Raw genomic sequence first — 12,100 nt, 5'->3', positions numbered from 1 at the left:
TAGTACATATTGACGGTGACTGGGTACTGGGCATGGGGAATTGGGCATGGGGAATTGGGCATGGGGCATGGGGAATTGGACATTGAGGTAAAATCTACCTTGTCTACCTTGTCTACCTTGTCCCCCAATCCCCAGTCCCCAGTCCCTAATCCCCAACCACCACTATGGTTAAAATTATTACTCGCAAGTATATAGGTAAAGAAAATGTCTACGACATAGGCGTTGAGAGTGATCACAATTTTGTGATTAAAAATGGCTTTGTAGCTTCTAATTGTTTCAATAAGTCACACTCAACTGCCTACGGATATGTTACCTATCAAACCGCCTATTTAAAGGCTAATTACCCACTGGAATATATGGCTGCACTCCTGACAGCTAACAGTGGTGATACAGATAAGGTGCAGAAATATATTTCCACCTGTATCAGTATGAATATCCAAATTGAACCACCTGATATTAATCGTTCTGGGGTGGATTTTACGCCTGTGGGTGGGAAAATTTTATTTGGATTTTCGGCGGTGCGGAATGTGGGACAAAATGCGATCGCTGCTATTATAGAAGCGCGTGAACAGGGAGGCGCGTTTAAATCTTTAGCTGATTTTTGCGATCGCGTGGATCTTCGCACTGTCAACCGCCGAACCCTAGAATCGTTGATTTATTGCGGTGCTTTCGACAAAATTGAAGCTAACCGTCAACAATTAATGCACGATTTAGAATTAGTTTATGAATGGGCGCAATCTCGCGCTAAAGATAGAGCCACTGGACAAGGTAATTTATTTGATTTATTAGGCGGATTCTCGTCTGCTAATGATAAAAAATCAAATAACGCCTTTGAAACTGCACCAAAAGCTAAACCGGTAAATGACTATCCACCGCAAGAAAAATTGCGAATGGAAAAAGAATTATTAGGTTTTTATGTTTCTGATCATCCCCTGAAATCTTTAAGACAAGTTGCACCACTTTTAACACCAATCAATATTTCTCAACTCGGAGAACAAAGAGAAGATACAAAATTATGTGTAGTCGCCATGCTCAACGGTGTGAAAAAAGTCATGACCAAAAAAGGCGATCCAATGGCGATTTTGCAAATAGAAGATTTAACATCTCAAACTGAAGCTGTAGTGTTTCCTAAAACCTATGAACGCGTTAGTTCTGTCTTACAAGTTGATGCTAGATTTATCATTTGGGGTAAAGTAGACCGTCGCGACGATCAACTGCAATTAATCGTTGATGATGCCGAACCAGTTGAAACAGTACAAATGGTTATGGTGGAATTAAATCCCCAACAAGCGTCCAATATCGAAGAACTACATCGCTTGAAAACAATTTTACAAGAACAGTCAGGGGATCGAGACAAAGCTAAAATGCCAGTGATAGGAATTATACAAACTGAACATTCTCGCAAATTAGTGCGATTAGGTTGGCAATTTTGTGTGCAAGATGCACGAATTACCGTACAAGCCTTACAAAATGCTAGATTTCCCGCACATCTAAGACCTTTAATCGGTAGTTAGAAAAAAGTTTAGTTTACCTGCCAACCCCTCATCCCTGATCCCCAGTCCCAAATACCCCCAGTATATTACCGTAGAAGTCATCAAAATGAATACTTTTTTTAGTTACTTGTGCGGATGATGATTTCCTCTAGGGCATGGTACTTTTTTATGCCATAACAACTTCGGCAAGAGGTAGGGGAAGGAGCTGAAACTTAATGATCGCTAATGACTTAAGTAAGTTTGTGTCTTATTGCAAAAAAATTCAACCCCAAACCCACGAAGACATTAAACAGTTTTTTGAAGGGGTGATTGTATTTCCGTATGATAAAGAACTGCTTTTGCAGGCTTATCTATTTTTGAATATTCGTGATTTATTTCCTTCCTGCTATGAGTTATTGTTGTTTGAAAAGTCTCCAATAGCTGACTATACAGACTTAGGAAAATGTGATTTTGTTTATTTAACATTCCAAGGAAATTTATTCTTAATTGAGACGAAATTTATCGACACAGAAGCAACAGGCGCGACAGAAAGAAAACGCAGAAATAAACACAGAAATAAAGTTTTTGAGCAAGTAATCACTTTAAAAAGTAGATTTAGTCAATACTGGAGTATTCACCCCGAACAATTAGAATGCGGAGTTTTCACCACAGATCCTGAAGTAGATTGGCGTGGTGATAATGCCAATGTTTTAACTAAATCTATATCTATAGATCACCTAGAAAAATGGCGGAGAAGTTATAAGAGGATTTATCAATAAGTGGGGGTTTGGGGGGACAAGGAAGACAAGGGGGACAAGGGAGAAGTAATGAGTAATGAGTGCTGACTATTGACTGTTGACTAATGACTAATGACTAATGACTAATAACTAATGACTAATGACTATTGACTGTTGACTTCGCCGATCGCAATACTGCTTCTAGTAACCCAGGAAATAGTTCTTCTAAATCTTCTCGCCGCAATCTGTTGATGTGCTGTGTTCCTTCTTTACGGCTGAACACTACACCCGACTCTCGCAAAATCTTAAAGTGGTTCGACATGGTAGACTTGGCGATCGCAAAGTCAAAGTCTCCACAACATTGCTCACCTTTGGCGGCTAACAAGCACACCATCTCTAAGCGCACAGGATCACCTAGCGCGTACAAAACTCCTGGTAATGTAATATCTTTTCGGTCTGGATGATATAAGAATTTCATAACTTGCATTATCTCTTAAATTGGCATATATTTTTATTATTCGATAAAATCGAATAAATGAATTAAATCAGGAGGACAACTATGTCATCCGTCATAAATGTTACAGAAGCCACATTTAAGCAAGAAGTGCTAAATAGCCAAATCCCTGTATTAGTGGATTTTTGGGCCCCTTGGTGTGGCCCGTGTCGGATGGTAGCACCAGTTGTCGATGAAATAGCTAATGAATATGTAGGACAAGTAAAAGTAGTAAAGTTAAACACAGACCAAAATCCCACTGTTGCTAGTCATTACGGTATTCGTAGCATTCCTACTCTGATGGTATTCAAGGGAGGGCGACAAGTCGATACAGTTGTGGGGGCTGTCGCGAAAGATAGTTTGACTAAGACCTTAACACAGCATATTCAACAAGATTAATCAGTTACAGAAGTCGGTTTTTTACTGAAGCGGCTGTATAATTCTCGCGACTTAAATCCGTTAAATCTTGTTAAATTGCTATTGATGCAATCAGGACTGGTAATGGGTAACAATTTATAACCAAATTACCAGTTCCTACGGTAGTCTTGAACAGACGCAGTAAATCGCGTCTGTAAATTTTCACAGCGTAATCCTATTACATTAAATCAGAGGCGAATCTCATGAGTACAATTACCCAAGTTCAACCTCTAGACGTACCCAAGGCGATTATTCAAAGACGTTCCATCAAGACTTTTAAACCAGACCCCATAGAACCAGAACTACTTAAGCAATTAGTAGAGTTGACTGTAGCTGCACCTAGTAGTTTTAATACCCAAGCCTGGCGCATTGTCTTAGTGCAGGACGAAGCGCAAAAAGCAGCTTTAGCAGCTGCTTCTTGGAATCAAAAACAAGTTATAGAAGCTCCTGTCACCTTTGTATTTGCTGCTGATGCCAAAGCTGGAGAGGGAGATTTAAGCTTGGTGTATGAAAAAGCCTTGCAAACAGGTGCATGGAATGAAGGTACAGTCAATTATTTTAAAAGTGCTATTCCCCAATTCCAAGCAGGATTAGGAGATAAACGCCGGGAATATGCAATTAAAGATGCGATTATTGCTGCTACCCATTTAGTGTTAGCAGCAGAAAGCTTAGGGCTATCTACCTGTTTTATGAATGGTTGGATAGAAGATAAAGTCAAAGAAGTAATTGGTGCAGAGAATGAGCAAGATTTAGCGATCGCAGTTTTAGTTCCTGTTGGCTATGCTGCCGAACCTCGTCTAGATCCTGGTCGCCTGCCATTATCTTACAACGTCTTTGTAGATAAAATTGATAACCCCTATCAAGGGTAAAAAGTAAAAGGCAAAAGGTAAAAGAAAAAATACTTTTTACTTTTTACTTTTGCCTTTTTATTTTCCTCCGCTACACATAAGGATTAATCACCATGTCAAACACAGCGTTAATCGTTGGGGCTGGTAGTGGATTAAGTGCTTCCATTGCACGTTTATTTGCTCAAGAAGGAATTAGCATCGCTTTAGCGGCGCGGAACGTAGATAAACTGGCTAAACTTAGTGAGGAAATCGGGGCTGTTCGTTTTGCGGCCGATGTTTCTCAAGCTGACGAAGTACAACAGCTATTTAATGATGTAGACAAAAAACTCGGTTCGCCTAATATCGTAGTTTACAATCCTAGCTGGCGGGTGCGTGGGGCATTGATTGATTTAAATCCTGAAGATGTGGCAAAAACCTTAGAAATTACAGCCTATGGCGGCTTTCTCGTAGCTCAAGCTGCGGCTAAACGAATGTTACAGCAGGGGAGTGGCGCAATCTTCTTTACAGGCGCATCAGCTAGTGTCAAAGGCTATCCACAGTCTGCACCTTTTGCAATGGGTAAGTTTGCGTTGCGTGGTTTAGCCCAAAGCATAGCCAGAGAACTCGCCCCTAAAAATATTCACGTCGCCCATTTTGTAATTGATGGCGTGATTCGTTCTGCATCTTATTCAGACTCAGCAGACAATCCTGATAGTACCCTAGATCCAGATGCGATCGCCCAAACCTACCTCAACATCCTCAAACAACCCCGCAGTGCATGGACATGGGAAGTAGAACTGCGCCCTTGGGTAGAGAGGTTTTAGGGGCTGGGGAAGAAATACTAATGACTAATGACTAATGACTAATAACTAACACCCAGGAGACATCACCATGATTGACTTGTATTATTGGACGACTCCTAACGGTCATAAAATTACTATCTTTCTAGAAGAAGTCGGTTTACCTTACAATATCATTCCTGTAAATATTGGTGCCGGCGACCAATTCAAACCAGAATTCTTAGCTATTTCCCCTAATAATCGCATACCCGCAATTGTTGACAACGAACCAAGCGGTGGGGGTGAAGCTATTTCTGTATTTGAGTCTGGTGCTATTTTGTTGTACTTAGCAGAAAAAACAGGGAAATTAATTTCTTCAAATCTGAGGGAACGAGTAGAGGTTTTGCAATGGTTATTTTGGCAAATGGGGGGTTTAGGGCCGATGGCTGGACAAAACCACCACTTTAGCCAATATGCACCAGAAAAAATAGAATACGCTATTAACCGCTACGTCAATGAAACAGCACGTTTATACGCGGTGCTAAATAAACGACTAACAGACAGAGAATTTATAGCTGGTGATTATTCCATTGCAGATATCGCAATCTATCCCTGGATAGTACCTTTTGAACGCCAAGGTCAAAATTTAGATAATTTCCCTAACTTGAAACGTTGGTTTGAAAGCATTCAGGCGCGTCCAGCTGTAATTCGCGCCTATGAAAAAGCGGAAGCCTTTAAAAATCAGGCTTTAGATATCGAAAAGTCAAGGAATGTGTTGTTTAATCAATCAGCAAACACAGTTAAAGCATAGACTCACAAGAAACTTAGGGGTGTAGGGGTTTAAGGGTTTAGGGGTGTAGGGGAAGAAAAAAGTGTTTCTTCTATAATCTTGCTAGCGCGTAGTCGCGTTAGTTAAAGGCTCAAAATCATTTAGACACCCAATTTATCAACAAAATCGGGTGTCTAGACGCTGCAAATTTTCACAATAGTTACTTGTGTTGGAAGTTAGAGTAAATATACTCATTTTTTTTACTTTATTGTTCGAGATAGAAGTAAAATAATATTAATAAAAATTAATATAGACTTCCGCCAATGCTAAGACTAATTACCGACTTCGACGGCCCCATCATGGATGTTTCCGAGAGGTACTATCGCGTTTATCAATTTTGTTTAGCAGAAATCCGCCGTCCAGGACAGGCTGTAAAAGAATTAAAAAAAGCAGAATTTTGGCAAATGAAGCGATCGCGGATTTCCGAAAAGGAAATTGCTTTAAAATCAGGTTTGGACGAGACACAAGCACAAGCATTTTCTCAACTGCGACGCAACACAGTACATACACAACCTTACTTTGAGTATGATGTCCTCGTTCCTGGTGCAGTAGAAGCATTATTAAAAATTCAAGAGGCTGGTGTTGATTTAGCCGTGATGACGATGCGTCGGGTGAGAGAATTAGATTATGCTTTTGAAAAATACGATTTAGGTAAGTTTTTCCCTGAAAATCGCCGTTATTGTCTCAGTAACGATTATGTCAAAACCCGTGATGTTGACGATAAACCCTTATTGATGACTAAAGCTTTAGCAGAATTACCATCAGCAGCAGCTACTTGGATGGTAGGGGATACGGAAGCTGATATTGCAGCCGCGAAAAAGCATAATATTCAAGTTATGGCTGTAGAATCTGGAATTCGCGATCGCACTCAATTAAAACTTTACCAGCCTGATTTCATTGTTCCAGACTTAAGCACTGCCGTAAATATGATTTTGACATCAAAAGTACCAACTTTATCAGCCAAAATCTAAAAGCGAAAGCCGTTTTATTCTGTGATATACGGTGCGTTACGGCTAGACATTATTTGCCCACACTATTAAATTCTTGCACAGCCGTAACACACCCTACATATACTATCTATATTTATATTTTTTCTCCAAATAAAATCGAATTCCCATATCACTTTTCTAAAAAGTTAGTGACATTAAAATTTGACGTTCCTTCCCAACAGTGATTTAAACAAGCATTAACTTGAGCATCAGCACCATTAGCAGATTTAGAAGCGTTCAACTGCACTGCGGTGACAATATATTCAAAAATAATCACGAATTGCTTTTGTGGTGAAATTCTCTCTATAACAATAGTTTCACCAACTCTGGGAATTTGCGGTAAATCTACCACAAAGTTTTCTATTTTTGGTTTATCGAGGGGATTTTTGAAATTGAAGTATTTACAGTAAACAATAATTTTCACGCAGATAATACCCAAGAAAGTCAAAAATTTTAGTTTGTAGTGATAACTTTCACCCTATTTTGAAGAATTATTAATATCTACACCACAAAAAACGAAATATAGGTTTCTAATTCAAATTTCACGAATTCTCCTTTATCTCCTCATTATTTACCACGCCAAAAACTTTGTAAAGATTGAAAAACTCTCACAATTTTCTCTTCTAGCCAGAGCATAGCACGATCTAGAAATTCTAAAACTTGCTCTAGAGGGTGCTTTTCATAGCTGACTGATGTGGGTTTAGTTTCTATCCAGTCTGCTTCTGATGGGTCTTGATGAGGGTAAATGTCACTACTAGTAGGAGAAATAGAAGTTTCTATTTGTTTTCTAGTAGTAATTTTTCCCGATTTTTTCTGAATACGGGTGAGGTGGCGGGGTTGTTTTTGGCGTGGCACTAAACTAGACTCAGATTTAGTTGGTGGAATGGGTAGTTTATTCTGCCAAGATAACCCTGTTGATGAACTAGGAGCAATACCAGGATTAATCATCAGAGTATTTGGCGTATTTTCTCCTCTAATTTGTGGAGTTTCACCATATAAGTCACTCCACTCTAGCCATTGTTCTGATGTTTGTGCAGAAATAAGTTTTCCCCTCGCACCAGGAACATTTAAGTTTTTACTCTTACCTACACCAAAAAAGTAATTGATTGCTGCTTCAATTAATTCTGCAATATTTAATTTCGGTGCTTCTAAATCATCCGCATTTACAGCAATCTCTCCCCTAGCGGCTAACTGTTCTTTACCGTAGAGAAAGATATTGATTTGAGTGTGTGTAAATTTCGCTATTTCTTGGCTGGGAACAATAGTTTTGGCTTCTAATCGAGCAAGTGCGGTGTCTAAAGATGTAATAATTTTGCTGGCTTGGAGTGAATATTGATTGATTATCCCATTGAGTAAGTGAATTTCAACTGTTTGTTTACCTGTTAATTTATCTAAAACACGCTCTATTTGTGGTAGTAAATGGGATTCATTTTGATTTGTGTGTAACTGCCAGTTAGGAAAATAATTAGTAAGTTCATTAATAATTTTCTTGGATAATTTCGCTTGTTGTTGTGGTGTTAAAATATCCAAGATTTCGTTCTCGACACTCACAAGTACCAACCGCCGATTAATTAAATCTGTGGCAATTCCTCCGACTAAAGATAGTTGATGTATGACAACATCATTTTGGCTACTTGGAGTAATATTTTGTACAGTTTTGTGGGGAATGGTTAAGGTTTGAGGAAGTGGAGAGTTATTTGTGGGATGATGAAAAAATTTCGACCACAGTAACTTTAAAGGTTGCAGTAATTGATTAACTTTTGTTTCTTCAGTTGGGAGATTCTGCACAGCTTCTAGTACGTGCTGAATCGGTGTGTCAACGGGGGGAGAAGTTTCTGGTGCTAAATCGCTATGATTTGGCGATAACTTTGGTGGTGAGGGAGGTTCTTTCGAGTACAGCGTTTTGATAGCCGTATCAGTAGATTGCAAAAATAAATATACAGGATACAGTAATACTTCCACACCCCATTTTGTAGCTACTTGCAAATGCCGGAAGGTTTGTTCCCACTGAGATGCTAACCGCCGGGACTGCTGGTGGACTGTGTTAAAGAGTCTACTTTGATAACGACCAGAAGACATGGTAATAAAAAGTGAATTTGAGCCTGATGAATTTGTGAGACTCCCAGATTTTAAATCAAAAGTCAAAGACTTTTTGTTGATTGTGTATGATCGCTTGATTTACGCCAAATTATTATAGTTGCTTTCATCTTAACGACAATATGACTACTTCCGTATCTTATCCCCAGAAAAAATTAATATCAGATGCGATCGCCCAGTTACGCGATTACTGTCAAGTTAATACTCAGTCTACTTGGTTACAGTCAGAAGTTAATAGAGAAATTACTGCTTTTTCCCCAGAGGATTCGTCTAATTGGCAACCTGTCGAGTTAAACGCTAAGGGTAACATCGCTTGGACAGGTGGACAAAAAGTATTGTGGTTAGCCCAAAAATTCACAGTTCCCCAAAATTTACACGGGTATCCTGTGGCGGGGTTATCTTTGCGGCTGTCTTTGTTGTGGTGGGCAGACTCAGCCAAAATTTATGTAAATGGGGAATTAGTCTTAGAAGGGGATTTATTTGATTGTGCGCCTAGAATCTTGCTGAGTCCAGAGGTGACACCAGGGGAAGAATTTACTGTAACTTTGCGCTTAGTCAGTCCCGGACATTGTGACGGGGCGTTAGTGCGATCGCTCCTCATCTACGAATCAACAGATTATAATTATCCCGACCCTGGTTTTGTCGCCGATGAATTGGCAATATTACAGCTATATCTCGAAAAATTCGCCCCAGAAAAACTAGATACCCTAGCATCCATCATCGAGCAATTCCCCACCCACACACCAGAAACTCTCATCACCCTACGCCAACAGTTAATTAATCATCTGCAAACATCCCCATTCCTAGATAAAATCTACCTACTAGGACACGCCCATTTAGACTTAGCATGGCTGTGGCCTGTCAGTGAAACTTGGAATGCAGCCCAAAACACCTTTGAGTCAGTCTTAAAATTACAACAAGATTTTCCCGAATTAATTTTCTGTCATTCCAGCCCGTCCCTTTACGCTTGGGTAGAAGAAAATCGACCAGATTTATTTGAAAAAATTCAACAAAAAGTCATCGCTGGCGTTTGGGAAGTTGTCGGCGGTTTTTGGGTAGAACCAGATTTAAACTTACTATCTGGGGAATCTTTAGTCCGTCAGTTATTGTATGGTCAACGCTACACTCAAGAAAAATTCGGCAAACTGACAAATGTAGTTTGGGTTCCTGACACCTTTGGTTTTTGTGCCACCTTACCGCAGTTTTTACAGCAAGCCGGCATTAAATACTTTGTCACCCAAAAACTAAGGTGGAACGACACTAATAAATTTGATTATGGGGCTTTTTGGTGGCGATCGCCTGACGGTAGTCAAGTATTTAGTTATATGTCTGCACCTGTTGGTGAAGGTATCGACCCCATAAAAATGGCAAACTATTCTTTAGAATGGCTCAACCAAACCAACTTAACCGCGTCCCTGTGGCTTCCTGGCATTGGCGACCACGGCGGCGGCCCCACCCGTGATATGTTAGAAATCGCCCGACGCTGGCAGACTTCGCCCTTCTTCCCAGATTTAGAATTTATCACAGCCGAAAAGTATCTCCAGCAGATTGAGGCAGGGGGCAGGGGGCAGGGGGCAGAGGAGCAAGGGAAAAATTCTCTTCCCCAGTCCCCAGTCCCCAGTCCCCAATTCCCAATTTGGAACGACGAACTATATTTAGAATTCCATCGCGGTTGTTATACTACCCATGCTGACCAAAAACGCTGGAATCGGAGTAGTGAAAATTTACTTTATCAAGCGGAATTGTTTGCGAGTTTCGCTAAGGTGATTTGTGGTGTGGATTATCCCAAATCAGCGATAGAAACTGCTTGGAAACAAGTGTTATTTAACCAATTTCACGATATTTTACCAGGTTCTTCCATTACCCAAGTTTATGTAGATGCTTTACCAGAGTGGCAACAAGTTGAGCAAGTAGGAACGAAGATATTACAGGAATCATTACAGGCGATCGCATCCCACTTTACCCTACCACAGCCACCACATCCCGACAGCTTACCAATTTTTGTTTTCAATTCTCTGAACTGGCAACGTTCTGAGGTAGTCTCTCTCACCTTACCCACAGCCCATCAACAATACCAAGTTTACGACTCTACAGGAAAACAACTCCTCTCTCAATTATCTGCACCTTCAACCCTACTCTTCCTCGCCACCGATATTCCCCCCGTAGGTTATCGCCTCTTTTGGCTTTCCCCCACATCTTATATATCTCCCACATCTCCCACACCCACAGAATTCATTCTAGAAAACGAATATCTGCGAGTTATCGTAGACCCCGACACAGGAGATTTATCAAGTGTCTTTGACAAAACCCATCAACGGGAAATCTTAAACGGTGCAGGCAATCAATTACAAGGCTTTAAAGACAGTGGACAATATTGGGACGCTTGGAACATAGACCCCAATTACAGCCAACATCCTCTACCCGCCACCCACCTTAAATCTATTACCTGGATAGAACAAGGACTAGTTCAAAGTCGTGTGCGTGTTGTCCGTCAGTTGGGAAATTCAGAATTTTCTCAAGATTATATTTTGACAGCAGGTTCACCCTTATTGAAAATAACCTCTAAGGTGAATTGGCAAGAAAATCAAGTTTTAGTCAAAGCCGCTTTTCCCTTAAATATAAAATCTGACTTTGCTACCTACGAAATTCCCTGTGGCGCAATTCGTCGTCCCACCCAACCCGAAACCCCACAAGCTAAAGCCAAATGGGAAGTTCCCGCCCTACGTTGGGCTGATTTAACAGCAACCACTAACGAGGGTATTTACGGTGTTAGCTTGCTCAATGATTGTAAATATGGCTACGATGCCAACCCAGAACAATTACGTCTCACCCTCCTACGCAGCCCTCATTGGCCTGACCTACAAGCCGACCGAGGCTTACACGAATTTACCTATGCTGTGTATCCACACGCTGGTAGCTGGGAAACAGCTCAGACAGTAAGACACGGCTATGAGTTAAATATCCCCTTGCAAATAATATTTGATTCCAATCATCACTCCCCTGTTTCAACCCCCCATTCCCAACTCCCTCACCAAGATAGAGTCAGTTTCTTAGACTTATCAGCCGCAAATCTAATTTTAATGGCTGTGAAATTATCTGAAGATGAACCAGAGAAACTGATTCTTAGGTGTTATGAGTCTCAAGGAACAACAGCCGAGTTATATTTACAGAGTGATTTAGGTCTGACACTAGGTGAACCAGTAGACCTGTTAGAACATCCCACCACAGAATTCTCATCTCAGCAACAAAAATCCACAATCCCACCAGGGAAAATCGTCAGTTTTCATATGCTGAGTGCTGAGTAATGAGTAATCAATTCTTTAATTTTGAATTTTGTAGGCGCAAGCCTTGCCGTAGGCTATGTTGAATTTTGAATTGATTTGAGTGCTGTTAACGGTAGCGGGGCGTTGACCCGGTGCTGAGTTGAGAAATAAATTCTACCTCGTCCCCATGCCCCATT

The 12,100-nt window shown here is 40.5% G+C and carries 11 protein-coding genes; 8 read left to right on the top strand and 3 right to left on the bottom strand.

Translation table 11 applies throughout. The annotated features are described in order from the left end of the window. Positions 1–164: 164 nt before the first annotated feature. Complete coding sequence (locus ACQFX9_RS23910; RefSeq protein ID WP_427159033.1) at positions 165–1,514, top strand: OB-fold nucleic acid binding domain-containing protein; 1,350 nt, start codon at positions 165–167, stop codon at positions 1,512–1,514. A 194-nt stretch (positions 1,515–1,708) separates the two neighbouring features. Continuing rightward, on the top strand, positions 1,709–2,251 hold the full coding sequence (locus ACQFX9_RS23905; RefSeq protein ID WP_427159031.1) for a hypothetical protein: 543 nt from the start codon (positions 1,709–1,711) through the stop codon (positions 2,249–2,251). A 115-nt stretch (positions 2,252–2,366) separates the two neighbouring features. Here the strand turns inward: ACQFX9_RS23905 and ACQFX9_RS23900 are convergent, their stop codons facing one another. Next, positions 2,367–2,687 (bottom strand): ArsR/SmtB family transcription factor, encoded by a 321-nt coding sequence (locus ACQFX9_RS23900; RefSeq protein WP_427159029.1) that lies wholly within the window; start codon positions 2,685–2,687, stop codon positions 2,367–2,369. A gap of 81 nt (positions 2,688–2,768) precedes the next feature. Between ACQFX9_RS23900 and trxA the strand changes: the two genes are divergently transcribed. The 5 genes from trxA to ACQFX9_RS23875 all read left to right on the top strand — a co-directional run bounded on the left by trxA (position 2,769) and on the right by ACQFX9_RS23875 (position 6,525). Continuing rightward, complete coding sequence (gene trxA, locus ACQFX9_RS23895) at positions 2,769–3,101, top strand: thioredoxin (RefSeq protein ID WP_427159027.1); 333 nt, start codon at positions 2,769–2,771, stop codon at positions 3,099–3,101. A gap of 221 nt (positions 3,102–3,322) precedes the next feature. Further along, positions 3,323–3,988 (top strand): nitroreductase family protein, encoded by a 666-nt coding sequence (locus ACQFX9_RS23890; RefSeq protein WP_427159025.1) that lies wholly within the window; start codon positions 3,323–3,325, stop codon positions 3,986–3,988. Positions 3,989–4,080: 92 nt separating this feature from the next. Then, complete coding sequence (locus tag ACQFX9_RS23885; protein WP_427159023.1) at positions 4,081–4,770, top strand: SDR family NAD(P)-dependent oxidoreductase; 690 nt, start codon at positions 4,081–4,083, stop codon at positions 4,768–4,770. Positions 4,771–4,837: 67 nt separating this feature from the next. Continuing rightward, entirely contained in the window at positions 4,838–5,536 is a 699-nt protein-coding gene (locus ACQFX9_RS23880; protein WP_427159022.1) for a glutathione binding-like protein, read from the top strand. A 281-nt stretch (positions 5,537–5,817) separates the two neighbouring features. Further along, positions 5,818–6,525: an HAD family hydrolase gene (locus tag ACQFX9_RS23875; RefSeq protein WP_427159020.1), complete on the top strand. Its 708-nt coding sequence runs from the start codon at positions 5,818–5,820 to the stop codon at positions 6,523–6,525. 148 nt (positions 6,526–6,673) lie between these two features. On the opposite strand, the gene ACQFX9_RS23870 is transcribed toward ACQFX9_RS23875, so the two are convergent. Both ACQFX9_RS23870 and ACQFX9_RS23865 read right to left on the bottom strand, forming a co-directional pair. Further along, the gene (locus ACQFX9_RS23870; RefSeq protein ID WP_427159018.1) at positions 6,674–6,967 is read right to left on the bottom strand and encodes a hypothetical protein; all 294 of its coding nucleotides are present in this window, start codon (positions 6,965–6,967) and stop codon (positions 6,674–6,676) included. Positions 6,968–7,110: 143 nt separating this feature from the next. Continuing rightward, on the bottom strand, positions 7,111–8,622 hold the full coding sequence (locus tag ACQFX9_RS23865; protein WP_427159016.1) for a hypothetical protein: 1,512 nt from the start codon (positions 8,620–8,622) through the stop codon (positions 7,111–7,113). 140 nt (positions 8,623–8,762) lie between these two features. On the opposite strand from ACQFX9_RS23865, the gene ACQFX9_RS23860 reads away from it, so the two are divergent. After that, entirely contained in the window at positions 8,763–11,945 is a 3,183-nt protein-coding gene (locus tag ACQFX9_RS23860; protein ID WP_427159015.1) for an alpha-mannosidase, read from the top strand. The last annotated feature ends 155 nt before the right edge of the window (positions 11,946–12,100 follow it).

The sequence above is a fragment of the Aliinostoc sp. HNIBRCY26 genome, assembly GCF_050235535.1.
GTDB lineage: Bacteria > Cyanobacteriota > Cyanobacteriia > Cyanobacteriales > Nostocaceae > Trichormus.
Note: the sequence above shows the minus strand (reverse complement) of the source record. Positions and strands in the feature narration are given on the sequence as shown.